The organism is Colwellia sp. KU-HH00111 (assembly GCF_040362745.1).
Lineage (GTDB): Bacteria > Pseudomonadota > Gammaproteobacteria > Enterobacterales > Alteromonadaceae > Colwellia.
Map to the genome: position 1 here is coordinate 15,925 of NZ_BAABWO010000004.1, position 19,516 is coordinate 35,440.

Consider the following 19,516-nt stretch of genomic DNA (forward strand, 5'->3'; position numbering starts at 1 on the left):
ATATCAACAGATAAGCTTATCATGTTATTTTCTGCTAATATCTAACTATCCTAATTGTATGGATTTATTGAATATTGTCAAAAGCACTTTTCAAAACTGCTTTTAATATGTCATCATGGTACTTTCAGTTGTGTAAAAGAAAGCAGTTAAAAAGTAGCAAAACGGCATAGTTAAGTTATAGTTATCTATAGTAGCTTAAAAAGCCTATTTCTTGAGGATAGTATGCACGCGTCAGAAAATTCACACGATGATTTTCTATTTATCGATGATAGCGATGAAGATGAAATTTTAGAAGGCGGAAGTGGCGACACTTGGCAAGTGCTAATCGTTGATGACGATCCTGAAATTCATTCTGTTACGCAACTAGCATTATCTGATTTAGTGGTACTCGGGCGAAAGTTAGAATACGTGCATGCCTATTCAGGACAAGACGCATGTAAACTCATTGTTGAAAATCCTGATATTGTCCTAGTCTTGCTTGATGTCGTCATGGAAACCGATGATGCAGGGTTAACGGTGGTAAAATATATCCGTGAAGCTCTAAACCGACAAGATATCCGTATTGTGCTTAGAACAGGCCAACCCGGTTATGCGCCTGAAGAAAGTGTTATTAAAGAATATGACATTAATGATTACAAAACTAAAACAGAGCTGACACGTCGAAAGCTCGTGACGACCGTTTATGCTGCAATTCGTGCATATCAACAAATTTCTTCAGTGAGTGAAAGCCGCCAAGGCTTAGAAAAAATCGTTTCAGGCTCATCCACACTATTAGAGTTGCATTCTATTGCACAATATAGTCAAGGTACGCTCAAACAATTAGTTCAGCTGCTTGCCCAGGATATTGGTGGTTTATTTTGTGCTAGGGGACAAGGCATCATAGAAGATGCTGATGATTTAAGTTTTTATATTATTGCCCAACAGGCTATGTCATCGCAGTTAGTTAATCAAAAACTCGACACCTTACAAAATGAAGAAATCAGTAAACAGGTAAAAGCATGCTTTACCCAAAAAACGCACCAATATTTTGATGATTCACTTTATTTGTATCTAGCGCGTGGTGGATACAGGGCCGTAGTATACCTAAACTTATCTGAAGCACTGAGTGATATTCAAAAGCAATTACTGGAAGTTTTTTTAACAGGTATTGCTATAGGCTATGAAAATGTTCACCTATTTCAAAAGCTCAATAATGCGGCTTATAAAGACTGGTTAACTAACTTACCCAACAGGCTCGCTTTTGTGAGACTGCTCGACAACTTTGTCAAAAGTGATAACGAAAGTGAAGTCGCAGCCTTAATTGATTTGAACCATTTTAGTGATGTTAATGATGCCTTAGGGCAAGATGTGGGTAATAAATTACTTGCAGCCGTTGCTAAACGCCTGCAAAGCTTGAGTTGTCATTGTAAAGTGGCCCGTGTAGGCGCAGATGTTTTTGGTATTATCGGTGCTGAATCCTGCGTAACCCCTGAGACACTAATGACTTTTTTCGAGCTACCTTTTACTGCAGGAGAGCAGAAACTACTCATTAACGCCTGTTTTGGTTTTTGTCGTAAAGAACATGCCAATACCAGTGGCGTAAAAGTGTTAAATCAAATAAATATTGCATTAAACCTTGCCAAGAAAAAACGCATTGAGCACTTTGCTTATTATAACTCTGAAATGGAAGATGAAACCCAGTGGCGATTGAATATGATCCGAGCACTGCGCAGTGATTTTGCAGATGATCGCCTTGAGTTATGGTATCAACCACAATTATCCTTAGTTTCCGGCAAGGTGATCGGGGCCGAAGCACTGCTGCGATGGCGCACGGCTGATGGTGGTTTTATTTCACCTTCTGTCTTTATTCCGTTGGCAGAATATTCGGGGTTAATCATTGAAATAGGTGATTGGGTTATTAATCAAGCCTGTTCACAGATTAAAGTACTAGAGCAACATTCATTTGATAACATCACTATTTCGGTCAATGTCTCAATACCTCAGTTTAGGCTTGGTAACTTTGTTGATACGGTGTTAACCGCGATTAACAGTCATAAAGTACCAGCGGAAAAACTGGAATTAGAAATTACTGAAAACATCTTGATGGATGATCCGCAAGTGGTTATCGATGCGTTGGTGAGGTTAAAAGAACATAATATCAGTATCGCATTAGATGATTTTGGCACGGGGTTTTCATCCATGAGTTATTTACAAAAATTGCCATTGGATCGTTTGAAAGTCGATCGTGCATTTATTACCGATATTGCCAAAGAAAACCAGTCTGTACTTGCAGAAACTATTATTGATTTAGGGCAAAAAATGAATCTAAAAGTGATTGCAGAAGGTGTTGAAGAGCTTGAACAACAAACGCGATTACGTGAACTTGGTTGTGATGAAGTTCAAGGTTTTTATTATGCTAAACCTATGCCACAGGATGAATTTTTAGACTTTCTTAGAAGCAACAACTAATTTAGTTATTCAAAGTTTCTTGCGCTGAATTAACCATTATTCGCTATTTACTTGTTGTCAGCCATTAGACGTGTTTCCATGCCCTGGCTGGGATGATTTGGGATCAACATCGCTAAGCATAATGAACAAAAAGCAAAGCCAGCGCCAATATAAAAAACCCAATCAGGTTGAATAATCCATAACATCCCTAATAGTGCAGGTATCACAACTGCGGCAATATGATTAATAGAAAAGCTAACACCTGCGCTAGCTGCAATATCTTCAGGTTGTGCAATTTTTTGAAAGTAGGTTTTGATAGCAATTGCTAAGGCAAAAAATAGGTGGTCTACTACATATAGCACCGCAGCTAACTCGGCATTTTCCACTAAACCATAACTGATAAATACAATAATTAAGCCGATATATTCAAAACGTAATGTCGCTCGCTCACCTACTTTGCCAATAAATTTGCCAATTTTTGCTGCAAATAGCCAATTAAATACATAGTTAATCAAAAAAAGCGCACTGATATCGGCAACACTGTAATGAAACTTCTCAACCATGAGAAAACCGGCAAAAACCACAAAAATCTGTCGACGTGCGCCACTAAAGAAGGTTAAAGCGTAAAACAGCCAGTAACGTTTTTTTAATATAAGCTGCTTAGTTTGCGGTGTTTTTTCAGGAAAGTGCACAAATGACAAGGTTAGCAATAGTGTCATGACTAAACCTATGGCACCAAATAGGGCATAAGTTGTTTGGTAGCCCCATGAAAACTGTTCCATCAATAACCAGATACTCGAAAATGCCAACAACGAAGCAATGGCTTTTACCGATAAAACTCGCCCCATAAAGTGGGCTGTTTTATCTTTAGCTATCCATTGTAGGGTTAATGATTGACTCACGGTTTCATAGTAATGGAATCCGACCGACATTAGCACTGTGGTCAGATATAAACCGATCACACTTGGAAAATAACCGGTGATAAAAACACCAACACTAGTGATACCTAGAGAAAGTAGCGCAAGACGTTGCTCTTTGATAAAAATGAGTACGTAAATTACAGTAAAGGCTAAAAAGCCAGGGACTTCCCTCAGGCTTTGTAATATACCAATTTCAACACCAGTAAAATGAGCTTTTTCAATCACAAAATTGTTAAGCAATACCATCCATACTGAAAAAACCAGCGGCATAGTAAAAGCCATGGCGAGAAGTAAGTGCTCTGGTTGGTTGAATGCTTTGATTGATTTTATCATTTGTTTTGTTTAATTTTAATCTCGTTTAATCGCGATAGTTTACGCTGTTTCTGGCCAATTTTATATAATTTAAGATGCTAAGCACGGGTTTGTTTTGTCAGCATGTTTTCGTGGTAGGTAAGGGTCTGTTGATCTTTGTTGCGAGGAGTTTAAATATAATAACTATTCTAGATTCCTAACGCCGCGATCAAAAAGCTTACCTTATTAATAATGCTCATCAAACACACGATTAAAACAAGTGTTTAAAAAATATTGCAATTCATTTCCTTTCAAGGCACACTCTATCGTCTATTATTAAGTAGCTATAACTTTTGAAGCTAAAATTTATTTAGAAAATAGATTAACCCAAAGAAAATCATCAATACATCAACACCACTTTTAGGTGAAGGAGACAACGAATGATATATCAAGGCAAAAGCCTTAGTGCCCAATTACTTGACGACGGTATTGTCGAACTTAAGTTCGACGCACAAGGCTCAGTAAATAAGTTTGACCAAGCAACATTTGTAGAATATGACGCGGTAGTTAAGGCGATCAACAATTGCAGTGAAGCAAAAGGGGTTATGGTTACCTCAGGTAAATCAACATTTATTGTTGGTGCCGATATCACTGAATTCTTAGAAACATTCAAACAGCCTGAGGACGCGTTAGTTCCTTGGGTTAAAAATGCAACAGATATTTTTGATGCATTCGAAGACATTAAATTACCTACTATTGCCGCCATTAATGGTATTGCGCTAGGTGGTGGTTGTGAAATGACCTTGGTATGTGATTACCGTATTGCCGATACTAATACCTCCATTGGTTTGCCAGAAGTTAAATTAGGCTTGATGCCAGGTTTTGGTGGCACCGTTCGTCTACCTCGCGTTATTGGCGCGGATAATGCGGTTGAATGGATGAGCACAGGTAAAGCTTATAAACCACAACAAGCCTTAGCAGCAGGTTTGCTTGATGCCGTTGTAGCGCCTGAGCATTTACGTGAATCAGCAATTGATATGTTAAAACTTGCTATCGCGGGAAAACTTGACTGGCAAGCGAAACGTCAACCTAAATTAGCGCCACTTAATTTAAGTAAAATTGAAAGTGTGATGACCTTCAATACATGCAAAGGCATGATTGCAGCTAAAGCCGGTAAACATTACCCAGCACCTATGGTTATGGTTAGCACGATTGAAGCTGCGTCAACCCTTGATAGAGCCGGTGCAATGGCCATCGAAAACGCCGGTTTTGCTAAATTAGCAAAAACCGATGCAGCAACGGCTCAAATTGGTTTGTTTATGGCAGATCAAGTGATCAAAGGCAAAGCGAAAAAAGCAGCGAAACAAACAACTACAGCGATAAATAAAGCGGCAGTTTTAGGCGCGGGTATTATGGGTGGTGGTATTGCATACCAGTCGGCTTATAAAGGCACGCCAATCGTGATGAAAGATATAAACGATCAAGCACTTGATTTGGGTTTAACAACCGCAGCGGGCATTTTAACGAAACAAGTTGAACGTGGCCGTATGAATGCTAAAAAAATGGCTGGCGTGTTAAATAATATTACTCCAAGCTTAAGCTACGACAGTGTCAAAGATGTTGATATTGTGGTTGAAGCAGTCGTTGAAAATCCAAAAGTGAAAGGAATGGTGTTAGCTGAAGTTGAAGGAATTATTAGCGACGATGCTATTTTAACTTCTAATACCTCAACTATCTCTATTGATTTGCTGGCACAAAGCGTTAAACGTCCACAAAACTTCTGTGGTATGCACTTTTTTAATCCTGTGCATAAAATGCCATTAGTAGAAGTTATTCGCGGCAAAGACACCTCTGATGAAACTGTTGCCGCCGTTGTTGCTTATGCAGCTAAAATGGGTAAGTCACCGATTGTCGTTAATGACTGTCCTGGTTTCTATGTTAACCGTGTATTATTTCCATACTTTGCCGGCTTTAGCCAATTAGTACTCGAAGGTGCAGACTTTGTCGCCATCGATAAGGTAATGGAAAAACAATTTGGTTGGCCAATGGGTCCAGCTTACTTGCTAGATGTTGTGGGTGTTGATACTGCAGATCATTGTACTGGTGTTATGTCTGCTGGCTTCCCAACCCGTATGAAGAAACTAGAAAATGATCCCGTTAGCACCTTATATGCTAATGAGCGTTTCGGTCAGAAAAATGGTAAAGGCTTTTACGACCATATGAAAGATAAACGTGGTCGCCCGATGAAAGTTGCCGCGCAAACAGCTTATGAGTTATTTAGCGCAAACTGTGGTGAGAAAAAAGACGTTTCAAGTGAAGAAATTATTGCTCGTTTAATGATTCCAATGGTGAATGAAGTTATACGCTGTTTAGAAGAAGGTGTTGTTGATACCGCAGCTGAAGCTGATATGGGCTTAATTTATGGTATTGGCTTCCCGCCATTTAGAGGAGGTGCGATCCGTTATTTAGAAACATTAGGTTTAGATAACTTTATCGCCATGGCTGACAAATACGCGCATTTAGGTGAAATTTATCACGTTACTGATGGTCTACGCGAAATGGCTAAATCAGGTCAGTCTTATTTCACAACCAATGTTAAAACAGCATAACCACAGGAGAATTATTATGAAAGAAGTCGTTATTATTGATTGTATTCGAACTCCTATGGGACGTTCAAAAGCGGGTGTTTTTAGAAACGTTCGTGCAGAGACCTTATCAGCTCATTTAATGGAGCAAATTTTAAAACGTAACCCAGCACTTGATCCAACTGATATTGAAGATGTTATTTGGGGTTGTGTTAAACAAACCAAAGAGCAAGGCTTTAATATTGCGCGTAATGCTTCATTACTTGCAGGCTTACCTAAATCGATTGGTGGTTTAACGGTTAACCGTTTGTGTGGTTCATCGATGCAAGCATTACATGATGCAGCCACAAGCATTATCGCCGATCAAGGTGATGTGTTCCTTGTTGGTGGTGTTGAACATATGGGTCATGTTCCTATGATGTATGATATTGATTTTGACCCAGCGTTAAGTAAACACATTGCACGTGCTTCTGGTAATATGGGCTTAACTGCTGAATTACTGGGTAAGCAACACGGTATTACTCGTGAAATGCAAGATGCTTTCGGTGCTCGTTCTCATCAACTTGCTCATCAAGCAACAGTTGAAGGTCGTTGGCAAAATGAAATTGTTCCTACATTAGGCCATGATGCTAATGGTGCCTTAACACTAGTTGAGCATGATGAAGTTATTCGACCTGATACTACAGCTGAAAGTTTATCTTCACTACGCCCAGTATTTGATCCGGTTAATGGTACTGTTACCGCAGGTACTTCTTCTGCGTTATCTGATGGCGCCTCAGCGATGTTAGTAATGTCTGCTGACAAAGCCAAAGAGCTAGGCTTAACGCCACGTGTTAAAATTCGTGGTATGGCATTTGCTGGTTGCGATCCGGCGACTATGGGTTATGGACCTGTGCCTGCAACGAATAAAGCATTGAAACGTGCTGGCTTAGCGATTGAAGATATTGAATTATTTGAATTTAACGAAGCTTTTGCAGCGCAAGCATTGTCATGTGTACGCGCATTAAAAGTGGAAGATAAAATGGATCGAATCAACCTCAATGGTGGAGCAATTGCTTTAGGTCATCCACTAGGTTGTTCAGGTACACGTATTTCAGGTACTTTAATTAACTTAATGGAAGGTCAAGATGCTTCTATTGGTTTAGCAACTATGTGTATAGGGTTAGGGCAAGGTATTGCAACGGTATTCGAACGCGTTTAATCTTTTTGCTGAAATTCTTTATTAACATCGTTGAAAGTACTCATTGACTAACGTCAACTCCGTGCTTTCGCCTTGTTACTAAAGTTTTCATCTGCAATATTAGAGCGCTTTATCTTTTTGCTGAAATTCTTTATTAACATCGTTGAAAGTACTCACAAATTCTTCGGGAAATAATTTGAACATCCGAAGGATGGCCTGAAAGGCGAAGTACAGGATGTACGGAGTAATGACTAGCGTCAACTCCGTGCTTTCGCCTTGTCTAAATACCTATTACCTTCGATAATAACGATTAATACTTTCTAATAGTTAGCATATAAAAAACCAGCAATAGCTGGTTTTTTTGTAACTTCAATAAGAGAAGGGAGCGTTTAAGCAAAAACGCCTTGTAATGGCGGAACCACTTGTTTTTTACGGCTAAGGACGCCGTCTAGCCATACTTTGCCATCTGTTGTTGCTTTACCAAATGCCGCTTGTGCTAAGTTATCATTATCGCTAACCACTAACAGTTCAGAGCCTTCTTTCATGATGTCAGTTAATAATAACAATACGCTATGACGGTTACCTTCAGCTTTAAGTTTTGCAATATCTGCAGCTAAATCAGCTTTCATGTCATCAAAAATTGCTAAGTCAATCACTTCTAGCTGTCCTATGCCAACAAGGTTGCCATTCATATCAAAATCTTTGAAATCTCGCATGACTAAGTCGCGAATAGGCGTTCCTTCAACGGCAGATTTTACTTTGAACATTTCCATACCTAAATCTGTTGGGTTATCAATGCCTGCAATTTCTGCTAAAGCTTCAACACATTTGATATCGGCTGTTGTGCAAGTAGGTGATTTAAAGATAACGGTATCACTTAAAATGGCGCACATCATCGCACCTGCGATATTTTTAGGAATGGCTACATTGTGAAAATCGTACATCATTTTAATGATGGTGTTGGTGCAACCCACAGGGCGTACCCAAATTTCTAGTGGTGTTGAGTTAGTAATATCACCTAATTTATGATGATCTACGATACCAAGTAGAGTCGCTTCATCTAAATCATCAGGCCCTTGAGTACGCTCTGAATGATCAACAATATATAAGCTTTCCCCTGCATAGCTAGTTTTTAACTCAGGTTGTTCAAAACCAAATTTATCTAATATAAATAAAGTTTCTGGACTAAGTTCACCTAAACGAGCAGGAACGGTTTCTTCACCTAAAGTGGTTTTTAAATACGATAATGCAATCGCTGAACAGATAGAGTCTGAGTCAGGAATTTTGTGACCAACTACGTAATTTGGCATGAGTATACTCTCGGGTTATTAAAATTAGAATTTTGTTATTTTAGCAATAAATAAATCACAAAAAAAACACCACTTTTGTCTATTGATCATAATAACGTGATGTTTTTGTATTTATTACCTACCTCTGACAAACGCCATGGAATTATTTATAATAACTCAGGCATTTTTCAACTTCGTTTTTAGAGCCCATAATGACTTCAACACGTTGGTGAATACTAGTGGGTTCAATATCCATAATACGGCCTTCGCTAGTTACGGCAGTGCCTCCGGCTTGTTCAATTAAGAATGACATTGGGTTAGCTTCATACATTAAACGCAGTTTATAAGGCTGTTCGGCTTTTTTGCTATCAGCAGGGTAAGTAAAAATACCTCCGCGGCATAAAACACGATGAATATCACCCACCATGGCGGCAATCCAGCGCATATTAAAGTTTTTACCACGCGGGCCAGTGTCGCCAGCAATTAAATCGTTTATATAGTTTTGCATAGGGCGTTGCCAAAAGCGTTGGTTTGACATGTTAATGGCAAACTCTTGTGTATCGGCTGGAATTTGAACATTACGCTGAACTAAAAGATAACCGCCGTGAGTTCTATCTAGCACATAAAAATGAGTACCACTACCTGTAGTCATTACTAACATAGTTGAAGGGCCATACAACACATAACCCGCACACACTTGTTTATTGCCAGATTGTTTAAACATATCAGGGTCACTTGCATCCATACCTTCAGGGGCTTTATGGATAGAGAAAATAGTACCAATAAGTGAGTTGATATCGATGTTAGAACTACCGTCTAAGGGGTCAAACGAGACAATGTATTTGCCGTATTCTTCACCTGCAACTGAGGTATCTTCTTCCTCAGAAGAAATAGCCTTAACAAAACCTGACTCAAGTAGAATATCTTTGAATAGTTCGTTAGCAACAACATCTAGTTTCTTTTGCACTTCACCTTGAATATTTTCATCGAGGGTGGAGCCTAATAACCCACCCAAATGTCCTTGGCTCACACGGAATGAAATTTCTTTGGTCGCGGCTAAAATTGTTTTTATTAGTGCAATAAGGTCTAGAGGAACATTGTCTTGGCGTAGCGCAGGTGAGAGTCGTTGCATTGGGTTACCTAATAGCGTTAAAATTGTATACTTTATAATATACGTAGTAATGAGTGTTGTTATATAAATAATGAAAGCATACTGTCATTATCTATGTTTATGTACTGTGCAATTATAACAAGTTTAACTTTGCTTTCTAAAGTCCTAACTCAGATTAATTGTGCATTTTTTGGCTGATTTTTCATATAAATTGGGATCTGGCCTAATCTACAAGGAATACAGATGAATTTTGTTTACCGTTTACTGCTGGTGTTACTGTGTATAAATTCAGTGATGGCCTTTGCGCAGAGTACACCACCGAGTTTTGCCGACTTTATTAAAGATAAAGTGTTTCAGCGGGGTTATTTTTCTTTTTATCATGATGAAAGCCAAGGCAAGGTGTATTTGCAAATAGAACAATTTGAGCAAGCATTTTTGTTTCAGTCAAGCTTACCTCAAGGCGTTGGCTCCAATGATATTGGTTTAGATCGTGGACAGCTCGGTGATACTAGGCTGGTACAGTTTGAACGAGTAGGTAATAAGGTTTTTCTCAAGCAACTAAATAGCTATTATCGTGCCAATTCTAGTAACCAACAAGAACAACAAGCCATAGATGAGGCCTTTGCTAGTTCAATTATTTGGGGGTTTACTGTTGCGGCTGAATCTGTCAGTAGCAATGAACTCGCTAATAAAGTGTTGATAGATTACACTCCGTTTTTGTTGTCTGACATTCATAGTGTTAGCGAAACACTTAAGTCAACTAAGCAGGGCAGTTTTAAACTGGATGCCAGCCGAAGTGCTCTCTTTCCTAAACGCACTAAGGCTTTTCCTGATAATACTGAATTAGAAGCAATGGTTACCTTTAAAGGCAGGGATGCGGGAAATTATTTAAAGTCAGTTGCGCCTGATGCGAGCGCAGTAACGGTGCATTTACATCATTCATTAATTAAGCTGCCCGACAACAACTATCATACCCGAGCATTTCACCCGTATAGTGGTTACTGGTCTATAGAATATGCAGATTATGCGAGTGCTATAGATGAGCCGTTAATCAAACGGTTAATCCCACGTCACCGTTTGCAAAAGCGACAAGGTAAAGTGGTTGAGCCTATTGTCTATTATCTTGATGCTGGTGTTCCCGAGCCAATTCGTAGCGCACTAATTGAAGGAGCCATGTGGTGGCAACAAGCCTTTGATGACATCGGCTATGCAGATGCGTTTCAAGTAAAACTGTTGCCAGAAGATGCCGACCCAATGGATGTGCGATACAACGTTATTCAATGGGTGCATAGAGCAACTCGCGGTTGGTCATATGGTTCATCGGTAATTGACCCACGCACAGGTGAAATTATCAAGGGGCACGTAACTTTGGGCTCTTTGCGTGTGAGGCAAGATTATTTAATTGCCTTGGGTTTAACTTCACCATTTAAGCGAGAAGGTAGTCATAAGGACAAGACGACTCATCAGGTAAATGCGGTGGATACCAGTGCGATGAAAGCCATGGCATTAGCGCGTATTCGCCAATTATCTGCACACGAGGTAGGTCACACTTTAGGCATAGCTCATAATTTTGCTGCCAGTGTTAATGATCGCGCTTCAGTGATGGACTATCCACATCCTTATATTACTTTAGATGCTGATGGCGAAATTGATTTAGCCAATGCCTACAAAGAAAATATCGGCAGGTGGGACAAATACGTGATTGCTTATGGCTATGGTGACTACGACCAACAAAATGAACCGCAGCAGCTCACTGAATTAGTAGCGGCAACCCAAGCTCAAGGGTTAATGTATGCTTCAGATCCCGATGCGCGGTCAACTTCAAGTGCGCATAGTACGGGTCATTTATGGGATAATGGTGACAATGCGGCAGTTGAGTTAACCCGTGTGATGCAAGTTCGTAAAAAAGCATTGGCAGATTTTGGCTTAAACTCTATTGCTGCTGGTACACCCTTGTCAGAATTAGAACAAGCGCTAGTACCCATCTATAATTTCCATCGCTATCAAGTGGAAGCTGCGGCTAAGCTAATCGCCGGTGTAAACTATGGTTATGATGTAAAAGGTTTGGTTACACACACGGCTAAACCATATGACGTACAATCAGTATCAGCAGTGATGCAACAGCAAGCGTTTACAGCATTATTATCAACACTTGATTCCGATTTTTTGACGCTTTCAGAGCAAATTATCGCTTTGATCCCACCAAAAGCCTACGGTTATAGCCGCACCAGAGAGAGCTTTAATTCACAAACAGGACATACTTTTGATCCCGTAACTGCGGCACAAGCCAGTGCACGTCACACGCTAAAACTATTATTAAACGAGGCAAGGCTAGCACGCTTGCAGCAGCAAGCACTCCGGACACAAGTTGCTACTAACAAAGGCCATCACCCTGAAGCACTGTTTAGTGTTGATGAGTTAATGGCTCAATTGATAGAAAAAACAATTAAGCAAAGGCCGAAAAAAGGGTTGAAACTGTTAGTGCAACAGCGGGTGAATCAACAAGTGGTGGAGCAACTGCTGCACTTGTGGCATTCAAATAATTTGGTGACCGAAGTACGAAGTGAAGTGTTAGCCAGCTTAAACAAGTTGATATTATGGTTAGCTGATCACAACGATAGTCGACGTTATAAGTCATTATCAGCACATTTTTTCCTACTGGAGCAACAAATAAAATTTAGCCTGACTCAAGGAAAGTCTGTACTGTCTCCAACACCTATTAAGATGCCGCCGGGCTCACCCATTGGCAGTTAAAACAGACAAGGTGCATTTCTCAAGGTTATTGCCCAAAGGTAGTAACATTAAAAAACGACATAACAGCAAGGAAAAATAACAAGCAACTGTTATGTCGTATGCCTATGGCATTAAACTTTTTCTGTCTGCAATTTTGGCGTAAATAAACGTTTCAATGTGGTTGTTTTGGTTAACACAATCAAGTTACCCAATAAGACGAAGCTTAAGCCAAAAATAGTATATTCACTCCACACAAAACCTTCTACAAAGGTAGAAATCAATACGGCTATGGCCGGAAATATAATATTGGCGTATGAGGTTTTATGAGCGCCAATTCGCGTCATCAATGACAAATAACAACCAAAGGCGATTACTGAGCCAAACAGCGACAAATAAATTAAGGAGCTGATATAAGCCGGTTCAAATGAAAAGCTAAAGGCTTTACCTTGAATAACTACAGCAAGGCTTGTGAAAATTGCCCCATATAACATGCCCCATGCATTCGCTTGCACAATCGGTACATTATTTTTTTGATTTTTGATTGATAACATATTACCAACTGAGGCTGAAAAAGTGCCAAGCAAGCAAAGGCCAAGTCCAAAAAATGTTGCAGCGCCTAATTCAATATCCGTCAGTTGCGGCCAGAACAGTGTAACTATCCCGATCAAGCCGAAACAACCACCAATATAGACTTGTTTTGTGATTATAGTGTGATAAAAAACCTTGGTATTAACAATATTCATTAACATCAAAGAAGAAAAGGCAATGCAGGTTAGGGCAGAGTTTATGTGTTGTTGTGCGGTATAAAGCAGTAAATAATTCATGCCAAATAAGCAAATACCAAAAGCAGCAAATAAGCCATGTTGCTTAAGTGAAAAGCTCAATGGAAGTTGCTTGGCTTTGGCAAAAACAAACAAAATAAAAGCAGCAAGAAAAAAGCGATATGACACCGAAGCTTCAGGTGCTACATCACCTAACTGGTAGTTAATGGCAATCCAAGTAGAGCCCCAGATAATAACGGTAACCAGATATAAAAAACTATTGCTCATTGATTTACCCTTTTCATTTAACACTTAGTTCACGATTAAAGATAGCTAGTGACAGTGTAAAGTTAATTTGTTTTAATAACATATACAAAATTATGAAAATGCAACCTATACAGTTTTGCTTACTCAGTTGTTGTGAGAAAGTGTTGAGCAATATATTACAGGAGATTGAACTACAGCATGCGATTACTTGATAGAGCCTCTCCGTCGTTTTTATATCAGCAGGTTATTGATTTCATTGAACATCAGCAAAAAATAGGGGCGTTATCTCCAGGCGATAAACTGCCTAGCTTACGTAAGCTGAGCGCACAATTTGAAATCAGTGTGCCGACCATAAAACAAGCTTACATTGAGTTAGAACGCCAAGGTCGAGTTTGTGCAAGACCACAATCAGGTTATTATCTCACGGCACAGCAAGCAAGAACACTAAAACCACGACCCGCTTTGTGGTCACATTGTGAGCCTACTACCGTGCAGTGCCGTAGTATGATAGAGCAAGTGCATGAGGCTGTTCATTTACCAAATACCGTAGCTTTAGGTATTTCTAATCCGGTGCAAGTTAACCCACCTGATAAAGCGTTAGCCAGACTAATGCGGTCAGTGATTTCTAAATATGCTGAAAAAGCGGTAAGCTACGGCCCGCCTACTGGTGATGCTAAATTGCGAATGCAGTTAGCCTTTCGCTATCAAGAACAAGGGGTTGCCGTAAACCCAAACGATATTTTAATTACCAATGGTGCGCAAGAAGCGCTATCTATTGCATTGCAATGTGTTGCACAGCAAGGGGATATTATCGCCATTGAATCACCATGCTTTTTTGGCATGATTGAGCTGATTGAAACGCTAGGAATGCAGGCGTTAGAGGTGTATACCTGCACCGAAGATGGTGTTTGCCTGAATGAATTAGTCTCAGCAATTGAGCAACACCCGATCAAAGCCTGCTTGTTTTCAAGCGCAATAAATAATCCACTAGGCTCAATGAAAACGGATCAACAACGGCAAGAAATGGTGTCGTTACTTGAACAACATAACATCCCGTTAATCGAAGATGATGTTTATAGCGAATTATATTTTAGTGAGCAAAAACCTAAGCCAGCACAGTTATATTCTGAGAAAGGTTTAGTGATGACATGCTCTTCTTTCTCAAAAACGGCTGCTCCGGGGTATCGTACAGGTTGGTTATTACCTGGAAAATTTGAAGAGCAAGCCAAGCGTATTAAGCGCGCTCAATCATGTTCTTCACCTATGCTGCAGCAATGGACGTTAAATGAATATATCCAAGGTGGTGACTACGATCGCCACCTTTGTGTAATGCGTAAAAAGTTAATTTATAACTGCGAACGGATGCGAGCATTAATTTCAACATATTTTCCTGATGAAGTCTGTGTGTCGAAACCACAAGGAGGCAGTGTGCTCTGGGTTAGGTGTCAATCACATGTAAATACCAGTGATTTCTTTCAAGAAGCTATTTTACTTGGTGTTAGCTTTGCGCCGGGCAATATCTTTTCACCGTCAGGTAAATACAACAACTACATGCGTATAAGCTATGGTGTGCAATGGAACGAACAAATAGAAACGGCGGTAAAAACACTGGGAAAATTAGTGTATGACTATTCCTACAGGCAATGCCAGCCTTCAACAAGAGCGTAGCTAAGTATGCAGTCAAATAACTCCTCTCAACTCTCCATTAAGTTGTTGCTACCTTTGTTAGCATCAATTATGGCATTGTCACCGTTAGCCATAGATATGTACCTGCCTGCGATGCCAGTTTTGGCAGAGCACTTAGGAACTAATATGCCGATGGTGCAAAACAGTTTAAGTATCTATTTACTTGGTTATGCTCTGGGGCTAGTGTTATTCGGTCCTATGGCAGATAAATATTCACGGCGAAAAATGGTGTTGTTTGGTATTGGCGGTTTTTTACTGGCAAGCCTGTTACTACCTTTTGTCAGCAACATTGAACAATTCTTATCATTACGCTTTACCCAAGCCTTTATAAGTAGTGCCGCAACGGTAGTTGTTCCTAGTACGATTCGTGAGTATTATAAAGAAAATACTGCCAAGGGCTTATCTTACGTGTCAATGATCATGATGCTAGCTCCTATGATTGCTCCTAGCATTGGTAGTGTTTTGTTAGTTGCTCATAGTTGGCAGTTAATTTTTTATGTGTTGTCTAGCTACAGTATGGTTGTGCTTTTATTGGTTGCGAAATATTTACCAGAAGCTATAAGAGATAAACATCAACATACGCAAGAACTGAGCTTTATCACCCGCTATAAAATTGTTTTTTCTAACTCTGAAGCTAGGCTAGATATCATTAGCTCCATGATGATATCGTTAGCGTTTTTTGCTTATATTACGGCTATTCCCTTTGTTTACTTGACGGTGTATCAAGTATCAGAGTTTAGTTTTAGTATTTTGTTTGCTATCACGGTAGTGGCCTTAATGACGGCACATTTTATTAATACTCGCTTGGTTACGCGCAAAGGCTCTAGAGCCATGTTACGTTATGGGCTTATGTTATCGGTGTTAGCTTCAACAGCACTATTATTAGTCAATGTATTAACCCTGCCTTTGATTTATACCGTATTAGCAATTTTACCACTCATGGGGAGTATTTCTATGGTTGCTGTTAATTCTGATGCCTTGGTATTTACTAAATTTCCTGAACAGGCTGGTACGGCAACTGCGGTGATTGGGACTCTACGGTTTGGTGTTGGCGCATTGGCCGGCCCCATTTTGGCATACTTTTATGATGGTAGCGCGATTGCTTTTGCCGGGCTGATGTTTTCTTCTGTGCTGGTGGTGCTAATATGTCAAATAATTATTTATATTTTCGATATAAAGCGTTTAGATAAAGAAAGGATATTATTATGAAAAAGGTGGCAATAGTTTTAAGTGGTTGTGGTGTTTATGATGGGAGTGAAATTCATGAAACGGTATTAACCTTGTTGGCTATAGAGCAAAATGGTGCTAGTTATCGTTGTTTTGCGCCTAATTTTAATCAACATCATGTGATTAATCACTTAACAGGGGAAGTCAGTGACAATGAAAGCCGTAATATCTTGGTGGAGTCGGCTCGTATAGTTAGGGGCGATATTGAAGATTTGTGTGAATTACGTGCCCAAGACTTTGATGCCTTGATTGTGCCTGGGGGTTTTGGCGCAGCGAAAAACTTATCAAACTTTGCTCTTGATAGTGATAATTATCAAGTTAATGCTCAAGTACTAGACGCTTGTCAGGCATTTGCTAAGGCAAATAAACCCGCAGGTTATATGTGTATAGCGCCAGCAATGTTGCCATTTATCTATCCAAAAGGTGTACAAGGTACGATCGGCAAAGATAATGATACTGCTGCGTTGATCACCGCTAAAGGTTTGGTTCACAATGACTGTGATGTTGATGAGGTAGTGATAGATCATGCCCATAAACTCGTCTCTACACCCGCCTATATGTTAGCCACCTCATTAACAGAAGCAGCCTCAGGTATTAATAAGCTGGTTAAAAACGTATTAGCGTTAGTGGAATGAACACAGATATTTTCAGGCAAAAGACCTTACTAAATGTGACCTTATTATTCAGCGCTTACTTGTTTTTGGTAAGTAGCTGTTATGGGGAAACAAATAAGCAGCCCAATAACTTACTTATCGAGCCATCAAGTAATCTTATGATAAATAGTAACAACCTAGCACTACCATTTACTGACTTAGAAAAAATAATAGCAAGCAAAATGGCAGTGGACATTCGCTACTTTTGTGATGATGGTCATGGCGATAAAGTAAAGCCTGAGCAGTTATGTTTATACCCGGTTACTCAGTTACCAGATGCATTAGCGGAGATGGTCACCAAATCGGGTATTGGCAGCGTGGTTTTATTCGCTGAAAATTTAGTCGACAGTAATCAAGTCATACAATTAACTCATGACCTACAACAGGCCGCAATTAAATCGGTAGCTGGGCAGCCATTGATTATTTCTGTAGACCAAGAAGGTGGTCGAGTGGTGCGTTTTGCCAAAGCAACAGCTTTTGCAGGTAATATGGCGATAGGAGCGACTTACCCGGCACATGGGGTTAAGTTTGCCAAAGCAACAAGCGAGGTGATCGGTCAAGAATTAAAAGCATTGGGCATCAATAATAACTATGCTCCTGTGGTTGATGTCAACACCAATGCCGATAATCCGGTGATAAACACCCGATCTTATGGTGAAGATCCTCAACGTGTTGCAAAATTAGGGGTTGCTGCTGTGAAGGGTTTTCAACAACAAGGCGTTATGGCAACCCTAAAACATTTTCCAGGGCATGGCGATACTCATGTTGATAGTCACCTAGGTTTACCTATGGTTGAGCATGACTTATCTATTATCAACAAACAAGATCTTGCCCCGTTTCAGTGGGCAATAAAGCATAGTGATCCGGCAATGATCATGACAGCCCATATTCAATATCCTGCATTAGATGACTCAACCATTGAAAACAATGAAGGCGAGTTGATTATTCGCCCAGCGACAATGTCGAGAAAAATACTAACGGATTTGTTAAGAAATAAGCTGGCATATGAGGGTATTATTGCTACTGATGCCCTTGATATGGCAGGTATTGCCCATTATTTTGATGAAGTAACGGCTGTGGTTGAAACCTTTGTTGCTGGGGCTGATTTAGCGGTGATGCCCTTTAAAATAAGGTCAAATAAAGATATCGATAGCTTTTATCATTATATCAGAGACGTTGCACGCGTGATGCAACAAAAAATAGATGCAACCCCGTTACTGATGAAAGAACTAAAGCAATCAGTCGCGCGTATCAATGGTTATAAAGCCTTGTATTGTCAATTATCGCCTAATTCTATCGCTAAGAAGTCACAGTTTGCTGAAGACTTTATTGCAACCACAGAGCATTTAACGCTTGAACAACGCCTTGCTGATAATGCAGTGGTCTTACTGAAAAATAAGTTAACTACCCTACCTATTGCAACACAAAAGATAGCTCGCATTCATTTATTTGTTTTAAATTGGCAAGAATTTCGAGCATTAAAACGCGCTATTGTTAGCCGTTGGCAACAAGCGGGTCAAGTAATCCCAGAGGTGAGTGCAACTGTGGTGGCCGAATTTGATCAATCAATGCCCTTATCTAGTGAAATAAAATTATCAAAAGCGGATTTGCTGATAGCAACCATAGATACCAAAATCGCCAGTGTAGTCGATATTGGCGGTATGGAAGACTTGAATGTTGCGAAAAAGATTAAGGGTTATACAGATGCTGAGCAAAATAAGGTTAGCTATCAACGTTTACTTACCGAGCAATTAAAACATGCGCAACAGCAAAACATTGCAAGTATCTTAATTGCTAAGGGTTCACCCTATTTATTAACACCTTATACTGATATAACGGATGCTATTCTAGTGACCTTTGACGATAGGATCCTGTCTGATATCAATGGCCAAGACTATAGTCCTGGTTATAATACCAGTATGGCTATTGCGGTGGGAAAGCAAGCAGCGTTAGGTAAGTTACCCATTAGCTTAAAGTAAATTAGTTTACATTAAAAAATTGAGCCGCGTATTATTTAATGAAAAAGGTGCTATCTTGTATTTATATCTAGGTTATTTTTTAGTTCAGCTGTACCCGTTAATTGTTAAAGTATTTCAATTGAATATTTCATTATTGGCGGTTTTTTACTCTTTTATTGTGGTGGTTATTTGGTCTTTTGTGCCATTTTTGGGGTACATGATTGCAAAAACGCTGAATGCGGGTCGAAGTGCGAGTAAATATTTTCTATTTTTTATTGGCTTAGGTGTTGGGTTAATGGAAGTGGGGTTATTTTACTTTGATTGGTTAACTAATGAACAAGTTACTACCGGTACATTGTTCGTTTTTCTGATGTTTTTTGCAGTTGCTTTCTTGCCCGTAAATAAAGTCGCAAAACATAGTCATTAAT

The 19,516-nt window shown here is 39.6% G+C and carries 13 protein-coding genes; 9 read left to right on the plus strand and 4 right to left on the minus strand.

Translation table 11 applies throughout. The features are described 5' to 3' along the window. The first annotated feature begins 222 nt into the window (after positions 1–222). A complete protein-coding gene (locus ABXG98_RS08795) occupies positions 223–2,448 on the plus strand; it encodes a bifunctional diguanylate cyclase/phosphodiesterase (RefSeq protein WP_353538297.1) in 2,226 nt (741 codons plus the stop codon). A gap of 47 nt (positions 2,449–2,495) precedes the next feature. On the opposite strand, the gene ABXG98_RS08800 is transcribed toward ABXG98_RS08795, so the two are convergent. Further along, positions 2,496–3,677 (minus strand): MFS transporter, encoded by a 1,182-nt coding sequence (locus ABXG98_RS08800; RefSeq protein ID WP_353538572.1) that lies wholly within the window; start codon positions 3,675–3,677, stop codon positions 2,496–2,498. A gap of 401 nt (positions 3,678–4,078) precedes the next feature. Between ABXG98_RS08800 and fadB the strand changes: the two genes are divergently transcribed. Both fadB and fadA read left to right on the plus strand, forming a co-directional pair. Then, entirely contained in the window at positions 4,079–6,247 is a 2,169-nt protein-coding gene (gene fadB, locus ABXG98_RS08805) for a fatty acid oxidation complex subunit alpha FadB (RefSeq protein ID WP_353538298.1), read from the plus strand. A 16-nt stretch (positions 6,248–6,263) separates the two neighbouring features. Then, a complete protein-coding gene (gene fadA, locus ABXG98_RS08810) occupies positions 6,264–7,424 on the plus strand; it encodes an acetyl-CoA C-acyltransferase FadA (RefSeq protein ID WP_353538299.1) in 1,161 nt (386 codons plus the stop codon). 368 nt (positions 7,425–7,792) lie between these two features. Here the strand turns inward: fadA and ABXG98_RS08815 are convergent, their stop codons facing one another. Both ABXG98_RS08815 and ABXG98_RS08820 read right to left on the minus strand, forming a co-directional pair. Then, positions 7,793–8,713, minus strand: a complete 921-nt coding sequence (locus ABXG98_RS08815) for a manganese-dependent inorganic pyrophosphatase (RefSeq protein ID WP_353538300.1) — start codon at positions 8,711–8,713, stop codon at positions 7,793–7,795. Between the two features lie 142 nt (positions 8,714–8,855). After that, entirely contained in the window at positions 8,856–9,824 is a 969-nt protein-coding gene (locus tag ABXG98_RS08820; RefSeq protein WP_353538301.1) for a class 1 fructose-bisphosphatase, read from the minus strand. Between the two features lie 222 nt (positions 9,825–10,046). Here ABXG98_RS08820 and ABXG98_RS08825 point away from each other — a divergent pair, with 222 nt between their 5' ends. After that, positions 10,047–12,557: a zinc-dependent metalloprotease gene (locus tag ABXG98_RS08825; RefSeq protein ID WP_353538302.1), complete on the plus strand. Its 2,511-nt coding sequence runs from the start codon at positions 10,047–10,049 to the stop codon at positions 12,555–12,557. 110 nt (positions 12,558–12,667) lie between these two features. Here ABXG98_RS08825 and ABXG98_RS08830 read toward each other — a convergent pair whose 3' ends face one another. Beyond that, complete coding sequence (locus ABXG98_RS08830) at positions 12,668–13,585, minus strand: DMT family transporter (protein WP_353538303.1); 918 nt, start codon at positions 13,583–13,585, stop codon at positions 12,668–12,670. Between the two features lie 177 nt (positions 13,586–13,762). Between ABXG98_RS08830 and ABXG98_RS08835 the strand changes: the two genes are divergently transcribed. From ABXG98_RS08835 to ABXG98_RS08855, 5 genes are all read left to right on the plus strand, one after another. Beyond that, the gene (locus ABXG98_RS08835) at positions 13,763–15,232 is read left to right on the plus strand and encodes an aminotransferase-like domain-containing protein (protein ID WP_353538304.1); all 1,470 of its coding nucleotides are present in this window, start codon (positions 13,763–13,765) and stop codon (positions 15,230–15,232) included. A 6-nt stretch (positions 15,233–15,238) separates the two neighbouring features. After that, positions 15,239–16,459: a multidrug effflux MFS transporter gene (locus ABXG98_RS08840; protein ID WP_353538305.1), complete on the plus strand. Its 1,221-nt coding sequence runs from the start codon at positions 15,239–15,241 to the stop codon at positions 16,457–16,459. Next, positions 16,456–17,112 (plus strand): isoprenoid biosynthesis glyoxalase ElbB, encoded by a 657-nt coding sequence (gene elbB, locus ABXG98_RS08845; RefSeq protein ID WP_353538306.1) that lies wholly within the window; start codon positions 16,456–16,458, stop codon positions 17,110–17,112. The genes ABXG98_RS08840 and elbB overlap by 4 nt, the downstream gene beginning before the upstream one ends. 137 nt (positions 17,113–17,249) lie before the next feature. After that, positions 17,250–19,109, plus strand: coding sequence for a glycoside hydrolase family 3 protein (locus tag ABXG98_RS08850; RefSeq protein ID WP_353538307.1), 1,860 nt, complete (start codon positions 17,250–17,252; stop codon positions 19,107–19,109). 55 nt (positions 19,110–19,164) lie between these two features. Further along, positions 19,165–19,515 (plus strand): hypothetical protein, encoded by a 351-nt coding sequence (locus ABXG98_RS08855; protein ID WP_353538308.1) that lies wholly within the window; start codon positions 19,165–19,167, stop codon positions 19,513–19,515. Position 19,516: the final 1 nt, after the last annotated feature.

Bases quoted from the DNA above. Each gene is read 5' to 3' on its own strand.
- ABXG98_RS08820 (WP_353538301.1), bottom strand. From the start codon at position 9,824: ATGCAACGACTCTCACCTGCGCTACGCCAAGACAATGTTCCTCTAGAC.
- fadB (WP_353538298.1), top strand. From the start codon at position 4,079: ATGATATATCAAGGCAAAAGCCTTAGTGCCCAATTACTTGACGACGGT.
- ABXG98_RS08795 (WP_353538297.1), top strand. From the start codon at position 223: ATGCACGCGTCAGAAAATTCACACGATGATTTTCTATTTATCGATGAT.
- ABXG98_RS08840 (WP_353538305.1), top strand. From the start codon at position 15,239: ATGCAGTCAAATAACTCCTCTCAACTCTCCATTAAGTTGTTGCTACCT.
- ABXG98_RS08835 (WP_353538304.1), top strand. From the start codon at position 13,763: ATGCGATTACTTGATAGAGCCTCTCCGTCGTTTTTATATCAGCAGGTT.
- fadA (WP_353538299.1), top strand. From the start codon at position 6,264: ATGAAAGAAGTCGTTATTATTGATTGTATTCGAACTCCTATGGGACGT.
- ABXG98_RS08850 (WP_353538307.1), top strand. From the start codon at position 17,250: ATGATAAATAGTAACAACCTAGCACTACCATTTACTGACTTAGAAAAA.
- ABXG98_RS08815 (WP_353538300.1), bottom strand. From the start codon at position 8,713: ATGCCAAATTACGTAGTTGGTCACAAAATTCCTGACTCAGACTCTATC.
- ABXG98_RS08830 (WP_353538303.1), bottom strand. From the start codon at position 13,585: ATGAGCAATAGTTTTTTATATCTGGTTACCGTTATTATCTGGGGCTCT.
- elbB (WP_353538306.1), top strand. From the start codon at position 16,456: ATGAAAAAGGTGGCAATAGTTTTAAGTGGTTGTGGTGTTTATGATGGG.
- ABXG98_RS08825 (WP_353538302.1), top strand. From the start codon at position 10,047: ATGAATTTTGTTTACCGTTTACTGCTGGTGTTACTGTGTATAAATTCA.